This is a genomic window from Paenarthrobacter sp. 22069, assembly GCF_052046035.1.
GTDB lineage: Bacteria > Actinomycetota > Actinomycetes > Actinomycetales > Micrococcaceae > Arthrobacter.
Genome location: NZ_JBQEQF010000001.1, coordinates 59,895 through 76,097 on the forward strand (window position 1 = coordinate 59,895; position 16,203 = coordinate 76,097).

Annotated in this window: 18 protein-coding genes; 11 read left to right on the forward strand and 7 right to left on the reverse strand. The window is 63.3% G+C overall.

What is annotated here, in order from left to right:
• Position 1 precedes the first annotated feature (1 nt).
• Positions 2–1,582: an NAD(P)H-hydrate dehydratase gene (locus ACTJK0_RS00230; protein ID WP_440743838.1), complete on the reverse strand. Its 1,581-nt coding sequence runs from the start codon at positions 1,580–1,582 to the stop codon at positions 2–4.
• Positions 1,583–1,595: 13 nt separating this feature from the next.
• A complete protein-coding gene (locus ACTJK0_RS00235; protein WP_013601780.1) occupies positions 1,596–1,943 on the reverse strand; it encodes a holo-ACP synthase in 348 nt (115 codons plus the stop codon).
• A 615-nt stretch (positions 1,944–2,558) separates the two neighbouring features.
• Here ACTJK0_RS00235 and ACTJK0_RS00240 point away from each other — a divergent pair.
• Positions 2,559–2,747, forward strand: coding sequence for a hypothetical protein (locus tag ACTJK0_RS00240; protein ID WP_440743839.1), 189 nt, complete (start codon positions 2,559–2,561; stop codon positions 2,745–2,747).
• Between the two features lie 59 nt (positions 2,748–2,806).
• Here the strand turns inward: ACTJK0_RS00240 and glmS are convergent, their stop codons facing one another.
• Positions 2,807–4,699, reverse strand: coding sequence for a glutamine--fructose-6-phosphate transaminase (isomerizing) (gene glmS, locus ACTJK0_RS00245; RefSeq protein ID WP_110541286.1), 1,893 nt, complete (start codon positions 4,697–4,699; stop codon positions 2,807–2,809).
• A 117-nt stretch (positions 4,700–4,816) separates the two neighbouring features.
• Here glmS and coaA point away from each other — a divergent pair, with 117 nt between their 5' ends.
• Genes coaA through mscL form a run of 3 tightly spaced genes read left to right on the forward strand, consistent with a single transcriptional unit; the run spans position 4,817 to position 7,101 of the window.
• Positions 4,817–5,812 (forward strand): type I pantothenate kinase, encoded by a 996-nt coding sequence (coaA, locus tag ACTJK0_RS00250; protein ID WP_181422323.1) that lies wholly within the window; start codon positions 4,817–4,819, stop codon positions 5,810–5,812.
• A gap of 5 nt (positions 5,813–5,817) precedes the next feature.
• Positions 5,818–6,675 carry a M15 family metallopeptidase gene (locus tag ACTJK0_RS00255; RefSeq protein WP_440743840.1) on the forward strand — a complete coding sequence of 286 codons (858 nt, stop codon included), beginning with the start codon at positions 5,818–5,820 and terminating at the stop codon, positions 6,673–6,675.
• Positions 6,676–6,699: 24 nt separating this feature from the next.
• A complete protein-coding gene (mscL, locus tag ACTJK0_RS00260) occupies positions 6,700–7,101 on the forward strand; it encodes a large conductance mechanosensitive channel protein MscL (protein WP_043454711.1) in 402 nt (133 codons plus the stop codon).
• 61 nt (positions 7,102–7,162) lie between these two features.
• On the opposite strand, the gene glmM is transcribed toward mscL, so the two are convergent.
• The gene (gene glmM / locus ACTJK0_RS00265; protein WP_440743841.1) at positions 7,163–8,524 is read right to left on the reverse strand and encodes a phosphoglucosamine mutase; all 1,362 of its coding nucleotides are present in this window, start codon (positions 8,522–8,524) and stop codon (positions 7,163–7,165) included.
• Between the two features lie 185 nt (positions 8,525–8,709).
• Between glmM and ACTJK0_RS00270 the strand changes: the two genes are divergently transcribed.
• Positions 8,710–9,945 carry a glycosyltransferase gene (locus ACTJK0_RS00270; protein ID WP_440743842.1) on the forward strand — a complete coding sequence of 412 codons (1,236 nt, stop codon included), beginning with the start codon at positions 8,710–8,712 and terminating at the stop codon, positions 9,943–9,945.
• Between the two features lie 8 nt (positions 9,946–9,953).
• Complete coding sequence (locus ACTJK0_RS00275) at positions 9,954–11,861, forward strand: ArnT family glycosyltransferase (RefSeq protein ID WP_440743843.1); 1,908 nt, start codon at positions 9,954–9,956, stop codon at positions 11,859–11,861.
• A gap of 54 nt (positions 11,862–11,915) precedes the next feature.
• Here ACTJK0_RS00275 and rpsI read toward each other — a convergent pair whose 3' ends face one another.
• The 3 genes from rpsI to ACTJK0_RS00290 all read right to left on the reverse strand — a co-directional run bounded on the left by rpsI (position 11,916) and on the right by ACTJK0_RS00290 (position 13,249).
• The gene (rpsI, locus tag ACTJK0_RS00280; RefSeq protein ID WP_043454698.1) at positions 11,916–12,422 is read right to left on the reverse strand and encodes a 30S ribosomal protein S9; all 507 of its coding nucleotides are present in this window, start codon (positions 12,420–12,422) and stop codon (positions 11,916–11,918) included.
• A gap of 39 nt (positions 12,423–12,461) precedes the next feature.
• Entirely contained in the window at positions 12,462–12,905 is a 444-nt protein-coding gene (rplM, locus tag ACTJK0_RS00285) for a 50S ribosomal protein L13 (protein WP_015937805.1), read from the reverse strand.
• A 209-nt stretch (positions 12,906–13,114) separates the two neighbouring features.
• Positions 13,115–13,249 carry a hypothetical protein gene (locus tag ACTJK0_RS00290; RefSeq protein WP_440743844.1) on the reverse strand — a complete coding sequence of 45 codons (135 nt, stop codon included), beginning with the start codon at positions 13,247–13,249 and terminating at the stop codon, positions 13,115–13,117.
• Positions 13,250–13,343: 94 nt separating this feature from the next.
• Here ACTJK0_RS00290 and ACTJK0_RS00295 point away from each other — a divergent pair, with 94 nt between their 5' ends.
• The 5 genes from ACTJK0_RS00295 to ACTJK0_RS00315 all read left to right on the forward strand — a co-directional run bounded on the left by ACTJK0_RS00295 (position 13,344) and on the right by ACTJK0_RS00315 (position 16,184).
• Positions 13,344–13,868: a prepilin peptidase gene (locus tag ACTJK0_RS00295; RefSeq protein ID WP_440744010.1), complete on the forward strand. Its 525-nt coding sequence runs from the start codon at positions 13,344–13,346 to the stop codon at positions 13,866–13,868.
• Positions 13,869–14,148: 280 nt separating this feature from the next.
• Positions 14,149–14,340, forward strand: a complete 192-nt coding sequence (locus tag ACTJK0_RS00300) for a Flp family type IVb pilin (protein WP_440743845.1) — start codon at positions 14,149–14,151, stop codon at positions 14,338–14,340.
• Positions 14,341–14,369: 29 nt separating this feature from the next.
• Positions 14,370–14,561, forward strand: coding sequence for a Flp family type IVb pilin (locus ACTJK0_RS00305; protein ID WP_440743846.1), 192 nt, complete (start codon positions 14,370–14,372; stop codon positions 14,559–14,561).
• Positions 14,562–14,733: 172 nt separating this feature from the next.
• Positions 14,734–15,180, forward strand: coding sequence for a TadE family protein (locus ACTJK0_RS00310; protein WP_110541296.1), 447 nt, complete (start codon positions 14,734–14,736; stop codon positions 15,178–15,180).
• Positions 15,168–16,184 carry a pilus assembly protein TadG-related protein gene (locus ACTJK0_RS00315; protein ID WP_440743847.1) on the forward strand — a complete coding sequence of 339 codons (1,017 nt, stop codon included), beginning with the start codon at positions 15,168–15,170 and terminating at the stop codon, positions 16,182–16,184. The genes ACTJK0_RS00310 and ACTJK0_RS00315 overlap by 13 nt, the downstream gene beginning before the upstream one ends.
• The last annotated feature ends 19 nt before the right edge of the window (positions 16,185–16,203 follow it).

Consider the following 16,203-nt stretch of genomic DNA (forward strand, 5'->3'; position numbering starts at 1 on the left):
CCTACCGTAATGGTTGGCTGTGACTATTACGTTTCCGCGCTCCGTCGTTACTAAGCATGCTGACTTTACCCCAAACTTCAGGTAGGGCATCTGCAATTCCGCCAGCGGCGATCGGCCCGCCCGAAACTGCCTCCGAGGCTGCCCTACCGGCCCGTCCGTGCAAGGCGGCTCCCAGTGCGGCGATGGCGGCCCACCGCACGTCCGCGTCGATGCCCACTTCACTGAAACGGCCGACGTCGGGCCCGGCCTGGGCGAGCAGCGCACCGATGACGCCTGCCAGGACGTCGCCGCTGCCGGCCGTGGCGAGCCACGGTGTGCCCTCCGCCTGGCTGAAGATGCTGCCCGAGGGTGCGGCCACGAGGGTGGTGGCCCCCTTGAGGAGGACGGTTGCTCCCGTGCGGTTGGCCGCCTGGCGGACAGCGTCGAGCGTCCCGGCCTCCACAGCATCCCGGTCCTCTCCGCCGCCCAGGCGCTGGAAGAGCGATGCAAGCTCGCCCGCGTGCGGCGTCAGCACCACGTGCGGGGCAAGCGTGTCGGGAAGTGCCGGCAGCGCCCCGGCGTCGGCCACGACCGGAAGGCCGCAATCAAGGGCGTCCCGTGCGCGCTCGAGCTGGTCGTGGTCCTCCGGCCCCATGCCCGAGCCCACCAGCCACGCCTGCACCCGGTTGTCCGCCACCTTTCCCGTGCTGCAGACCACCTCGGGGCAGGATTGCCGGACCAGGTCGGCCACGGATGGAGGGCCCAGGTACCGGACCATGCCAACACCCGCAGCCAGCGCGCCACGGCAGGCCAGGACAGCTGCACCGGGGTAGTCTTCGGATCCCGCCACCACTCCCAGCACCCCGCGTGAATACTTGTGCGCCCGCCGGGGCGGGTGCGGCAGGAGGTGGGCGATGTCGGCGTCCTCGAGCCGGCGCAGCGGAGCCTGCGGCAGGTGCTCCTCGATCCCGATTGGCACCACCAGGACCCGTCCGGCGTAGTCGGCGCCGGGGTCGGCCATGAGTCCGGCTTTAGCGGCCCCAAACGTTACCGTCACGTCCGCCGGCAGGACCGGACCGGTGGCCTCGCCCGTATCGGCATCGACGCCGCTTGGAAGGTCGCAGGCCACCAGCACGCCCCGCCTGTCCGCATTCACAGCCTTGACCAGCTCGGCCGCGCTTTCCCGCAACCCGCCCTTGGCGCCGGTCCCCAGCACGGCGTCAATGACGACGTCGGCCCGGGCCGTTTCCGCGGCCAGTTCCGGAAGTGCCGCGTCACCGAGCCTGTGGACGCGTCCGCCGGCCCGCTCAAGTGCGGCCAGGCCGGCCGGATGGGCCGCGTCCCCGGTAAGGACCGCCGTCGTACGCATTCCACGCGCGGCGAGGAAAGCGCCGGCGTAGAGGCCGTCGCCGCCGTTGTTGCCCTTGCCGGCCAGCACCACCACGCGGGCGCCGTTCAGGCGGGTGCCCCGCGCGGTGAGTTCACGGACGACGGCGGTGGCGAGCCCGTGCGCGGCGCGCTGCATGAGCACGTCCCCGAGCCCGACGGCGAGGAGCGGTTCTTCGGCTGCGCGGACCTGCGTTCCGGTGTAGGCGCTGATCATGCGGCCGCCTGGCTCAGCCCTCGGCCAGGACCGTGGCGGTGGCGATGCCGCCGTCGTGGCTGATGGACAGGTGCCAGCGCTTGACGCCCTTGGCCTCGGCAACCGCAAGGACGGTCCCCTTAACCTGGACGGTGGGTCCATTGTGGTCCAGGCCGATCCAGCAGTCCTGCCAGTTCATGCCGGCGGGCGCACCCAGTACTTTGGCCACGGCTTCCTTTGCGGCGAAGCGGGCAGCCAGGGAGCGGGTGTTCAGTTCCCGTTCGGCAGGCACGAAGAGCCGGTCCCTCAGGCCCGGCGTCCGCTCCAGCTGGCGGCCGAACCGCTCGATGTCTACTACGTCTACCCCGATGCCAACGATCATGCGGTTCATTCTACGGTGGGGTTCCGGCAGGAAGGCGGCGCACGCCGGTCATCACTGCTGTCCGCCATCAGCGGAAAAGCGTGACTTTTAGGCTCGCCGCGCGGAGCGCACGCTGAAATCCCGGGAGCCACCTAACGCGATGGCGCCAAAAGTTGCACAAACCCGTTCGGCCCGAGGTGTGATGCCGCATCCCCGGCATGTAGGGGCTCAGGTTCCACCCGTCCTGCGATGTGCCGGTCATGACACCGTGAGCCTCGGCTGTACGTTTCTCCATTTGCTGGAGATAATGCTTCATGGACACAAGAAAGAGTCCCCACCCGGCACCAAAGAGAAGGCCTTGGCGAGGTGCCCTTAAAGGAACCCTGATCGCGCTGGCTGTGATCGCCACGGCGCTACTGCTTTTCCAGGCGTCGTACGTGCTGGGAACGGCCCGGATGGTCTCTGTCGCGGACAGGCTCCGCCCGCTGTCGGGGTGGGAGGCGGATGGCGATAACGTCAGCGGCGGCATCTTCTGCATTGGTGTCGACGTGCCTTGTGACAGCATGTGGCGCCAGTACAGAACTCAGCGGGCCCGTGTTGGCCAGCGACATTCGCCGAATAAGCGTGGAGGCGGGGTTGACCGGGCAGGTGGATGGGGACTGTAAAACGTCGCCTCTTCCGCCGAATGTCACATCGCTGTACGAAGCGTGTTCGGCGAAGGGTGTCATTGACGGTTATGACGTGGAGGTCCGGGTGCTGAAGCACTCGGAAGACGACCCTGAGGGCATCATCCAGTTCCAGCTGAGCAGCACCAAGAACCGCTAGGCAAAACAGAAGCCCCGGGCCGTGAGGGCGCGGGGCTTCCGTTGTCTAAACGGGCCGGCTTATTCGACGGTGACGCTCTTGGCGAGGTTGCGGGGCTGGTCCACGTCGTAGCCCTTGGCTGCTGCCAGTTCCGCGGCGAAGATCTGCAGCGGCACGGTGGTGAGCAGGGGCATGAGCAGGGTGGGGGTCTCCGGGACGTAGAAGACGTACTCGGCGTAGGCCTTGACGGCTTCGTCGCCTTCCTCGGCGATGACCAGCGTCCGGGCGCCGCGGGCGCGGACTTCCTGGATGTTGGAGACCACCTTGGAGTGCAGCGAATCGCGGCCGCGCGGGGACGGGACCACCACGAACACCGGCTGGCCTTCATCGATCAGGGCGATGGGGCCGTGCTTGAGCTCGCCGGCGGCGAAGCCTTCGGCGTGGATGTACGCGATCTCCTTGAGCTTCAACGCACCTTCCAGAGCCACGGGAAAGCCCACGTGCCGGCCCAGGAACAGGACGGACTTCTCGTCCGCCATGCTGCGGGCCAGTTCGCGCAGCGGCCCGGCGTTGTCCAGAATGGTCTGGATTTTGGCGGGGATCTTGTTCAGGTCCGCCAGGACGTCCTTGATCTGGCCGGAGAAGATGTTCCCGCGCAGCTGCGCCAAGTACAGGCCCAGCAGGTACGCGGCGGTGATCTGGGCCAGGAACGCCTTGGTGGACGCCACCGCGATCTCCGGGCCGGCGTGCGTGTACAGCACGGCGTCAGACTCACGCGGGATGGTGGAGCCGTTGGTGTTGCAGATGGAGATGGTCTTGGCGCCCTGCTCGCGGGCGTACCGGACGGCCATCAGGGTGTCCATGGTCTCGCCGGACTGGCTGATGGACACCACCAGGGTCTTTTCGTCCAGGATCGGGTCGCGGTAGCGGAACTCGTGTGCCAGCTCCACCTCCGTAGGAATCCGACACCAGTTCTCAATGGCGTACTTGGCCACCATGCCGGCGTACGCGGCCGTGCCGCAGGCCAGCACGATGATCTTGTTGACCTGCTTCAGCAGCTCGGGATCGATCCGCAGCTCATCCAGGGTCAGCTTGCCCTTGATGTCCGACCGTCCCAGCAGGGTCTGCGCCACCGCATCGGGCTGGTCATGGATTTCCTTCTCCATGAACGAGGAGAAGCCGCCCTTTTCGGCCGAGGCCGGGTCCCAGTCAACGTGGTATTCCTTGCCCTGGGCCGGGTTGCCGTAGAAATCGGTGATCTCCACCGAGTCCGCCGTGATGGTGACGATCTGGTCCTGGCCCAGCTCCACCGCGCGGCGGGTGTAGTCGATGAACCCGGACACGTCCGAGCCCAGGAAGTTCTCGCCCTCGCCCAGGCCCACCACCAGCGGGGAGTTGCGGCGGGCGGCCACGACGACGTCGGGCTGGTCGGCGTGCACGGCCAGGAGCGTGAAGGCGCCCTCGAGCCGCTGGCAGGCCAGCTCCATGGCATGGGTCAGGCCACCATTCGCCGTGTCACCGCCCAGCTTGTTCCGCAGGATGTCGGCCAGCAGTGCCGCGGCGACCTCGGTGTCCGTCTCGGACAGGAAGGTCACGCCCTTTTCCAGCAGCTCGAGCTTGAGCTCGGCAAAGTTTTCGATGATGCCGTTGTGGATCACGGCGAGCTTGCCGTCATCAGCCAGGTGCGGGTGCGCGTTGCGGTCCGTCGGTCCGCCGTGCGTGGCCCAGCGGGTGTGGCCGATGCCGGTCACCGCCTCCGGCAGCGGGCGCGCCTCGAGCTCCCCAATCAGGTTGCTCAGCTTTCCGGACTTCTTCCGCGACTCGATGGCCCCCTGGGACACCACCGCCACACCCGCAGAGTCATAACCGCGGTACTCCAGGCGGCGCAGTCCCTCAAGGACAACGTCCAGCGCACTGTGACCGTTAATTGCACCGTCAGTCGAACGGCCTACGTAACCCACGATTCCACACATAGGCACAAGACTATCGGCAGCGTGCCTGTTGCTCTAAACCGGCTGGCCGGCGTGTGGGGCGTCCGGCGGGGCTTCCGAGACGGATGCCGCCGCGCTGAGCAGGGGCGTCATTTCGCGATGGGCCGGACGCGGGGCAGAATCTTTAGCGTGACTTCGCAACGCAATGAAGCGAACGGGGAGGGTGCCTCGCCGTTCGTGGAGCTGGACCGGCAAACCTGGTCCCGGCTCGCAGCCCAGATGGAACAGCCCCTTAATGAAGAGGATGTGCTGCGCCTTCGCGGGCTCGGCGACCCCCTGGACATCAAGGAAGTCAGGGATGTCTACCTGCCGCTGTCCCGGCTCCTCCACCTGTACGTCGAGGCGGCAGGACAGCTGCATGCGGCCACCACCACGTTCCTGGGCGAGCAGACCCAGCGGACCCCGTTCGTTATCGGCGTTGCCGGGTCCGTAGCCGTGGGAAAGTCAACCATCGCCCGCGTCCTGCGCGAAATGCTCCGCCGCTGGCCTGGCACCCCCAATGTGGAGCTCATCACCACGGACGGTTTCCTCTATCCGCTGGCCGAGCTGAAGCGGCGGCAACTGCTGGACCGGAAGGGTTTCCCGGAGTCCTATGACCGCCGGGCACTGCTGCGTTTCGTGAGCGAGATCAAGGGGGGCGCCGAGGAAGTGCGGGCGCCCTGGTACTCCCACGTCACCTACGACATCGTGCCCGGCAAGGAAGTGGTGGTCCGCCGCCCGGACGTGCTGATCGTGGAGGGCCTGAACGTCCTGGCGCCGGCCCGGCCCCGGCATGACGGCCGGCAGGGCCTGGCGCTGAGCGATTTCTTCGACTTCTCCATCTACGTGGACGCCAAGACTTCCTATATCGAGGAGTGGTACGTGGACCGGTTCCGGAAACTGCGGAGCACCGCGTTCGCGCAGCCGGAGTCCTACTTCCACCGCTACGCCACCCTCTCGGACGACGAGGCGGAGAGCACCGCCCGGGACATCTGGAAGCGGATCAACGAGCCCAACCTGGAGGAGAACGTGCTTCCCACCCGGGGCCGGGCGCAGTTGGTCTTGACCAAAGAGGCCGACCATTCCATCCGCCGCATGCTGCTCCGGAAGGTGTAGCACAGGTGTGCTATCACTGCGGTTCCCCCAGCCGGCGCAGCTTCGCCCGCTTCCTCGCTGCCGGGGCCGGGCTGACCGTCCTGGCAGGCTGCACACCGGAGGCACCCAAGGACGTGCCGCCGTCGTCCGCTGCTCCCTCCGGGTCCCCCTCCCCCGCTGCCGCCACCGTCTCGGCAGGCCCGACGGCGGAAACGGCCACGGTGGGCCAGCCGCCGGAGACGCCGTCCCCCACACCGTCCCCGTCGGCAACCCTGGCGCGGCAGTTTTCCCTCGATGACCCGGCCAGCCAGTGGGTCATTGTGAACAAGCACCGGCCGTTGAAGCCGGCCGACTATGTGCCCGCTGACCTGGTGCGTCCCGCCGTCGCCATTTCCGCGGCGGGCGAGGCTGCGCTGCTGAACAGCACGACGGCTGCCGCCGCCGAGGCGATGTTCGCTGCGGCGGCCGGGGACGGCGTGGAGATGGTCCTGGCCAGCGGCTACCGCTCGTACACCACCCAGGTGACCACCTACAACGGGTACGTCGCAGCCCGGGGGCAGGCCGATGCCGACACGGCCAGCGCGCGCCCAGGCCACTCGGAGCATCAGACGGGGTGGGCCTTTGACATCGCGGACGGCGGCGGCGCGTGCAGCTTCCAGCCGTGTTTCGCGGACCAGCCGTCGGCGGCGTGGGCGAAGGCCAACGGGCACAGGTTCGGGTTCGTGGTGCGGTACCAGTGGATGCTGCACCCCATCACGGGGTACTACTACGAGCCGTGGCACCTGCGGTACGTGGGCGTGGAGGCGGCCACGGACATGCTGAACCGCGGGATCGCCACGCTGGAGGAATACTTCGGCCTGGAGGCGGCGCCAACATACCTGTAACACGGGTGCGCTAGGTTGGTTTCCATGCTTAGTGGATTCAAGAATTTCATCATGAAGGGCAACGTCGTTGACCTTGCCGTCGCTGTTGTCATGGGTACTGCATTCGGCGCGGTGGTCACGGCGCTGGTAAACAAGGTGCTCATGCCGTTCGTCTCCGGCCTGGTGGGCGCACCCAACTTTGACAGCTTTGCCAGGGTGGAGCTGAATGGCAACGCCATCGAGTTCGGGGTGCTGTTGACCGCGGTGGTTAACTTCCTGCTGATCGCGGCAGCCATCTACTTTGTGGTGGTGATGCCGATGAACATGATGATCGAGCGCCGCAACCGCCGGCTGGGGATCAACAAGGACGTCAAGAAGGATGCTGCCGAGGATCCTCAGGTTGCGCTGCTGACCGAGATCCGGGATGCGCTGAAGGACCGCGTTTAGTCCCCCTGTTCAACCGCAAGTGGCCCGCCTCCNTCGGGAGGCGGGCCACTTTTTTGTGCTGCTAGTTCGAGGCCAGTTCCAGCGCGAGCTCGGTCCGGACCACCTGGGCCAGGTGTTCGGCGATGGACTGCGCGGTCTCTTCGTCTGCGGCTTCCACCATCACACGGACAACGGGCTCCGTCCCGGAGGGGCGGAGCAGGACGCGGCCGGTCTCACCGAGCGCCGCCTCCGCTGCTGCCACGGCCTGGGCTAGGACGTCGCTGCTGCCGACCCGGCTCCGGTCCACGCCTTTGACGTTGATAAGGACTTGCGGGAGTTTGGTCATGACGGTGGCCAGCTCCTTGAGCGGCTTCCTGGTCAGGGCCACCTGGGCTGCGAGCTGCAGCCCGGTGAGGAGGCCGTCACCGGTTGTCGCGTGGTCGGCGAAAATGACGTGGCCCGACTGTTCGCCACCGAGGTTGTAGCCGCCGTCGCGCATGCCTTCCAGGACGTAGCGGTCCCCCACGGCGGTTTCCACGATGGTGATGCCGGCGTTGCGGAGGGCGATCTTGAGTCCAAGGTTGCTCATGACGGTGGCAACCAGGACGTCATCCTTGAGCTTGCCGGACTTCTGAAGGGCGGTGGCCAGGATGGCCATGATCTGGTCGCCGTCCACTTCGTTGCCCTCGTGGTCCACGGCGAGGCAGCGGTCCGCGTCGCCGTCGTGGGCGATGCCCAGGTTGGCACCATTCTTGACCACGGCTTCCTTGAGCGGGCCGAGGTGCGTGGAGCCGACGCCGTCATTGATGTTCAGGCCGTCCGGATCGGCGCCGATGACGATAACGTCGGCGCCGGCGTCCTTGAAGAGCTGGGGCGAGCAGCCGCTGGCGGCACCGTTGGCGCAGTCGAGCACCACGGTGAGTCCGTCGAGGCGGTGCGGGAGGGTGCGGAGCAGGTGGACGATGTAGCGGTCCTCGGCGTCGGAGAAGCGCTGGATGCGGCCAACATCGGCGCCCGTGGGCCGGACGGCTTCCTTGCCCATCTGGGCTTCGATGGCGTCCTCCACCTCGTCGGGCAGCTTCTGGCCGCCACGGGCGAAGAACTTGATGCCGTTGTCCGGCGCCGGGTTGTGGGACGCGGAGATCATGACGCCGAAGTCTGCGTCCAGGTCCGCCACCAGGTACGCGGCGGCGGGGGTAGGCAGGACACCGGCGTCGTAGACGTCGATGCCCGAGCTGGAGAGGCCGGCTTCCACGGCGGCGGCGATGAACTCACCGCTGGCACGCGGGTCGCGGGCCACCACGGCGCGGGGCCTTGTGCCAGCGGAGTTGCGGTCGTGGCCGAGCACGACGGCGGCCGCCTGGGCCAGCTGCAGGGCCAGTTCTGCTGTCAGCAAGCCGTTGGCCAGCCCCCGGACACCATCAGTTCCAAATAATCTAGACACCGGTCAAGTGTAGAGGATGGGGCGCAGGAGGACCTGCGTAGGCGGCTCTTCCTGACTTGGACCTACTTGGTGAGTACCTGCCAGCTGCTGCGGCAAATTACTGGGACTACCTGCTTTTTTCCGTTGCTACCTGTCTTTGCTCTAAACCCTCGCCACGCCTATTTAGCGGCCCCTACGATCCATGCATGACACCTAGCTATGGGGGCTTGGCGCTCGAAATTGTAGTACCGGTCTACAACGAAGAAGCGGTACTCGAACGCAGCATCACAAGGCTCGCCGAATATCTGACGAATGACATGCCGTCGACGTGGAAGATTACGATCGCCGATAATGCAAGCACTGACCGGACACCGATGATCGCCGCGCGCCTCAGCGACCACATTCCAAACGTGGAGTACCGGCGTCTCGAGGTGAAAGGACGCGGGTACGCGCTCAGAGACGCCTGGTCTACTTCCGATGCCAAAGTCCTGGCCTATCTGGACGTCGACCTCTCCACCGATCTGGCAGCGCTTCCACCTTTGGTGGCCCCGCTGCTGTCCGGGCATTCTGATATTTCGATCGGCACTCGTTTAGGCCAAAGCTCACGGGTGAGCCGGGGCCCGAAACGGGAATTCATTTCCAGGTCCTACAATTTCCTGCTGCGGCGCACAATGCAGGTGCGGTTTTCGGACGCCCAGTGCGGTTTCAAAGCCATCCGAGCCGACGTGGCAAAACGTTTGCTCCCGCACGTTGAGGACAACGGTTGGTTTTTCGACACCGAGCTTTTGATAATCGCTGAGCGTTCAGGGCTTCGCATTCACGAGATTCCTGTCGACTGGGTGGATGATCCGGACAGCCGGGTGGACATCAAGCAGACGGCTCTAGATGATCTCAGAGGGATGGTGCGCGTTGCCGGCTCGCTGGTAAATGGTGTGATTCCCGTTCAAGCTCTTTATGCGGAGCTCGGACGTCGACCGATCGTGCCCCGGGGCCGTCCAAGCTTCTTTGGTCAAGTACTCCGTTTCGGGCTTGTGGGGATTGCATCCACCGTGGCGTTCGCGCTGCTCTACCTCATCTTGCAAGGCCCATTTGGATCCCAGGAAGCGAACTTCCTGGCACTGCTGTTGACCGCCACCGGAAACACGGCAGCCAACAGGCGGTTCACGTTTGGCATCAGCGGGCCGGAGAAGCTGTTCACCCAGCAATTCCAGGGCTTCATAGTGTTCCTCCTGGCATGGACGCTTACGTCGTCGTCGTTGGCAATGCTTCACTCGATGCATGCCGACGCCGCCCCGAACCTGGAGCTTCTGGTCCTCACCGCGGCCAACGTACTCGCTACATTGATGAGGTTTGTTTTGCTGCGGGTTTGGGTCTTCAGGGCCCAGCGGGTTAGAAACCATACACGCCGCGCTCTGCTCCCAGTTGGAAACACGGTCAGGTGAGTCCCTCCATGACACAAATTGGGGTCAAACCTGTATCAGATCCGGCGCGTGCACTGAAGGCGAGGGTACGCGTCCTCACCCTCTTGAATACAGGCAGGACCCCGTGGGAACGACCAGCGCTGCTGTCGCTGCTGCTGCTGACGGGACTATTGTATTGCTGGGGCCTGGACATAAACGGGTGGGCAAACGCGTACTACTCCGCGGCTGTCATGTCCGGGGCACAGGATTGGACAGCCTTCTTCTACGGCTCGTCGGATCCGGCCAATTCCATTACCGTCGACAAGCCCCCGCTCAGTATCTGGGTGATGGCCCTGTCCGTTCGACTCTTTGGACTCAGCAGCTGGAGCATCCTCCTGCCGCAGGCACTCATGGGAGTCTTGACGGTCTTCCTGCTCTATATCCTTGTGCGAAGGTACGCCGGGGTGTACACGGGACTCCTGGCTGCAACATTCATGGCGGTCACGCCCGTGAGCACGGTGATGTTCCGCTACAACAATCCTGATGCGCTGCTGATCCTGATTATGGTTGGCTGCGCATTGGCGACGGTCACCGCCATCGATCGGCAGCAACCCTTGCTCTTGACGGCGGCGGGGGCGATGGCTGGCGCAGGCTTTCTCACCAAGCAATTGCAGATTGCGCTAATCCTCCCCGCGCTCGCCATCACCTACGTGGTCTTCGCCTCCGCAACCTGGCGGCGGCGACTGCTGCATCTGATCTGCGCGTTCCTTTCTGCTGCCGCAGTGGCCGGTTCGTGGTTGCTGGCGGTGCAGTTGACTGCTCCGACCAGCCGTCCTTTCATCGGCGGCTCCCGGACCAACAGCGCTCTCGAACTCGCTCTCGGTTACAACGGCCTGCAACGCCTGACGGGCGAAGACGCGGTGCGCTCTACTCCCACTGACGCTCTCGACGGAGACTTCACTGGTGGATTCCAGCGTTTCCTTGAGCCACAATTCGCGAGTCAATGCGGCTGGTTCCTGCCCCTGTCCCTCGTTGGCATGTCCCTGGCCGCTGTTTGGATTGCGAAGCGCGAAGGGAGACAAGGTACCCGGGCGCTGTTGCTGTTATCTGGCACATGGTTGGTCACATCCGCCACGGTGCTGGCTTTTATGTCCGGAATCCTGCACCCGTATTACTGTCTCACCGCCGTTCCTCCGCTTTGTGTGTTGAGTGCCGTAGGTCTCCGTTATCTTCTCAAGTCGCGGAGTCGCAAGAGCAGGGTGCTTCTGCTGTTGACACTGGTAGCAGCTATGACCATGGCCTATGTATCCGCGCTCCGTTCGATCCAGGACTTCCCCGGCCTTCCACTCATCCTGCTCGTTCTCTGGGCTGTCGCAATTGCCCTCCAGTTCATGCCCGGAATCCGCCGGCCTGTCGCCCGCGCCGCTTCTGCCGGACTGATAGCCGTGATACTGGCCGGACCTGTCATATGGTCCCTCAATACCGTCCTCAGCCCTCATGTAGGCGCCGGGGTGATAGCCGGACCAAGTATCCTGGGCTACCGAAGCGACCACCCTGACAAGCAGCACTTGGGAGACCACGTGATTCCCGGCCAGGTTGCGCTGATGTTCGGCGACAGTACCCAGCCCGCAGTTGTTGATGCCCTACGAGAAATTCCTCCGTCGGTTACCTGGGTAACAGCCACGATCGGCTCCGAAACTGCCGCTAACTACCAACTGGAAGTGGGCCGCAGCGTCCTTCCAATTGGCGGCTTCGACGGCACCGATCCCTTTCCCAGTTTGGAACAGTTCCAGGCCCTGGTTGCCGGCGGAAGAGTGGGGTCCTTGGTTATCAAGGATTTGCCGCCCTTGACGTTGGAGGGGAAGGGAGAATCAGCACGAATTGTCAATTGGGTTCGCACCAGCTTTGCACCCGAGCCAGGCGTCGGGGCCGAATTTTATCTGTTGCGCCAGCCTTAACAACAGAAAAGCCCACCCCGCCAAATGGCGGGGCGGGCTTCTGCGCAAGCGGATTTAGCGCTTGGAGTACTGCTGAGCCTTACGGGCCTTCTTGAGACCGGCCTTCTTACGCTCGATGACACGGGCGTCGCGGGAAAGGTAACCGGCCTTCTTCAGGGTCGGGCGGTTGTTCTCGACGTCAATCTCGTTCAGCGACCGGGCGATGCCGAGGCGCAGGGCGCCGGCCTGGCCCGAGATGCCGCCACCGTGGATGCGGGCAATGACGTCGTATGCGCCCTCGAGATCAAGGATCTTGAAGGGCTCGTTGACGTCCTGCTGGTGCAGCTTGTTCGGGAAGTAGTTCGCCAGCTCGCGGCCGTTGATGGTCCACTTGCCGGAGCCGGGCACAACGCGGACGCGTGCAACGGCTTCCTTGCGGCGGCCAACAGCTGCGCCGGCAACGGTCAGGGCCGGGCGCTCCTTCTTGGGAGCAGCTTCAGCAGCTGAGCTCTCAGAGGTGTAGCTGGTCAGGTTTTCCTCGGCCTCGGGGGCCTCGGTGGTCAGTTCTTCGTTCTGAGCCACGATTCTCCTTGTATTAAGTAAGTTGTTTGGTGGCCAGGACTACTGGGCGACCTGGGTGATTTCGAAAGTCTTGGGCTGCTGGGCGGCGTGCGGGTGCTCAGCACCGCGGTACACCTTCAGCTTGCCGAGCTGCTGGGCAGCCAGGGAGTTCTTGGGGAGCATGCCCTTGATGGCCTTCTCAACGGCGCGGACCGGGTTGGATTCCAGCAGTTCCGCGTAGTTGACGGAGGTCAGGCCGCCCGGGTAGCCGGAGTGGCGGTATGCACGCTTCTGCTCCAGCTTGGCGCCGGTCAGGGCTACCTTCTCGGCGTTGATGATGATGACAAAGTCGCCCATGTCCATGTGGGATGCGAAAGTGGCCTTGTGCTTGCCGCGCAGCAGGATTGCGGTCTGGCTTGCAAGACGACCAAGGACAACGTCGGTGGCGTCAATGACGTGCCACTGGCGGTTGATATCGCCGGGCTTCGGGGTGTACGTACGCACGGTGTTTGCCTCGTTCTTGTTCTGGCGTTCTTGTTTAGGTGTCACTAACTCGTGCACCTACTGTCTGCGCGCTACCGGAACAGAGGTGAGGGCTCCATGTAACCAGTCATCCTGAAGTTCCGAATGTGCACGTTGAGTAGTTATCCTGCAACCGGATCCTCAAGCGGGCACGCACCATCGGAATAGGACACGCACAACGACTACCAAGATTAGCGCGTCAGGTGGTCCAGGGTCAAAATGGGGGTAGTCGGAGGCCGCTGGGGCTTGGCCGGCCCATCTACCCAGGGGGATGCAGTGTTGTCAGCGGTGAACGGGGACTCCACGAGCATGCTCTTCTTAGTCATCGGCGCCGCGCTCCTAGGTGGCGCTCTATCACCCCTCGCAGAGATCCTGATCGCGAAACTGCTTCCGAGACTCGGCGGAGTGCCTGGCGTGAAGATGCGAATTGCGACGGCGGCCCTTACCGCTGTCGCAAGTGTCGCCTTTGCGCTGCATTTTGGCATTAAAGCCAGCCTCCCTGCCTTTATCTTTCTTGCGATAATCGGGGTACAGCTGGCCCGGATTGATGTGGCACTCCACCTACTGCCCAATCCCCTGGTGCTGACTCTTCTCGCCGGCGGTCTTTTATTGCTTTTACTTCCTGCACTCCTTGATAAGCAATCTGACCAGTGGCTACGAGCGGCCCTTGGAGCTGTTATTTTGTTTGCCGCGTATCTGATTATGGGACTTATTTCCCCGGGCGGCATCGGTATGGGCGACGTAAAGCTAGCTGCCCCGGTTGGCCTCTACTTGGGGTACCTGGGCTGGACGCAGCTCCTCTACGGCGGCTTGCTGGGCTTTGTCCTCAACGGGGTGGTCACATTGCTTGTCCTGCGGAGAAAGGGCCGTAAACAAGCCACGGAAGTGCCGCACGGCCCCTCTATGCTAGGTGCTTTGGCAGCCCTCGCACTCTTCACCAGTTAGGCATCTGCGCCTCAACTCATCGGGCCTACCAAGGCTAGCCAGCGTCAGCCTCCAAGTAGCCAACAGATTACCTACGTTCACTTCTGAGTACTGCCAGCTGCTTTCGAGTACGCACTTTTGCCTTGCCCGCCAAAAGTCGAGTACCACTACGCATTGTTGGTCAATAGCATCCAGTGACAATCTCTTCTTAGCGAAGTCCAGCCGCTAAGGATTTATGGGGGCAGCTGGAAATTCGTTGAAATTATAAATTCATTCATTTCACCGAATTAAGGACAATAAAATGACTTCTCTCATGGTCTCGATGATGGCTTTCGTCGCCGGCGTCAAGGATCGCTTCTCCTCCGAAAAGGGTGCCACAGCCGTTGAATACGGCCTCCTGGTCGCCCTCATCGCCGCAGTTATCGTCGGAATCGTTGCCACGTTGGGCGGACAAATCAACACCGCCTTCACCACGATCTCAAGCAAGCTCTAGCGGCATACGACTGTCGAAGAGGGGGGAAAATGTCAGCTCTCATGATTCCGGTTCTTGCCTACATCTCAGGAATCAAAGAACGGTTCACCTCGGAAAAGGGTGCAACAGCAGTTGAATACGGTCTCTTGGTAGCGCTGATCGCAGCAGTAATCATTGCGATCGTGGCGACACTCGGCGGCCAGATCAACACCGCTTTCAACGCGGTTTCCAGCCAGTTGTAAAACGCATATCACTATCGGAGGCCCAGGGGCGGGGCGGGAGGTGGAGCCAAAGCTCGCCAGTTCCCGTCCCGCCCCTGGGCATTCCAGATTCAGTCTTCACCACTCTCGCACCAACATTCTTGTCTCGGCCGGCGTCCATCAGAACCGGCCTTCTTAGAACTCGGGTACCAACATGAAGCAAAAACTTAGCCAGCGGAGACGGCGATTCCGAAACGCGCGGGAAGCGGGCGCGGTTGCTGTCGAATTTGCCCTGGTTCTACCAATTTTCCTTGCGCTCGTCCTTGGCATTGCTGAGATGGGCAGAGCATTCAACATTCAGGTGTCCCTTAGCGAAGCGGCACGCCAGGCTTCGCGCTACGCGGCCGTCCATTGCTCGGAAGCCGGCTACTCCCCGGCGAGCGCCCAGGCAGCGGGTGTAGCGGCTGCTCCATCAGTGGCTTTGACGAACTCAAACATTGCCATCACCTACACAGGGACCGGCTCGTGCGCGGACGGCAATGACGTCTCGGTCAGCGTCAGCTACACAACTCCATGGATGACAGGCTTTCCCAACCTGATCCCTGGAATGCCGGCCGGTCTCACCATTCAAGGCAAAGGGGTCATGCGATGCAACGCATAGGCGCAAGGGGATCGGAACGCGGCGTGGTCGCCCCAATGACCGCACTCATCATGGTGTTCCTGTTGGGCATGTCGGCCTTCGCCATCGACGTTGCCACCATGTACTCAGAGCACGCGCAACTTCAAAATGGTGCCGACGCTTCGGCTCTCGCCATCGCCAAGCAGTGCTCCAAGTCGCCAACGCCCTGCGCCGCCAATCAATCCGCTGCAGCTGCCGGGTACGCGAACGGCAACGCTTTGGACGCGCACAGCAATGTTCTGAGCGCCGTAGCGGATGCCACCGCGGGAACCATAGACGTTACCCTGCAGTCGCAGGAGCCTGACGGCAGTAACCACTTCTCTCTGCAATTCGCCAGGGCTATAGGGATATCGACAACAGACATCCAGGCGTCCGCGAGCGCGAAGTGGGGATACCCGAGCAGCGGCAAAGGATTCCCCCTGGCGTTCTCGCAGAGTTGCTGGAACTTGGGCCCGGCAACACCCGCAGGTGGGGATGTGCAGAAAATCACCTGGAAGCCGGGAACACCCTCGTGCACCAATTCTTCAGGTCTCACCATTCCGGGGGGATGGGGTTGGCTGGACGATGCGTCAACTGATCCCTGCACGGCCGTGACATCAGTCGGAAACTTTACCACCAGCAACCCGGGAAACAATCCGCCTACCACTTGCGAAACCATCCTCCAGGGCTGGAAGAACACGCTTCTGGCGGGTGGGACGGTAAAGGTCACGTTCCCCATCTTTGACACCGCCTCCGGCACCGGGAACACGGGGGTATTCCACATCGTGGGTTATGCAACGTTCAGCATCTGGGGCTGGCATTTCGGAAACTCTTCAGGCCCATACGAATTCCGCGACAGTTCCACTGACCCTGGCATGAACGCCAGCTTGGCCTGTTCTGGTGGAAATGACCGCTGCATCATCGGCCAATTCGTCGAATACACAACCTCCGTGGGGGGAAGCGGCGGATCGGACTTCGGGACAGACAGTGTCTCACTCATCAAATAGGAACCAAGTTAGGGGCTTA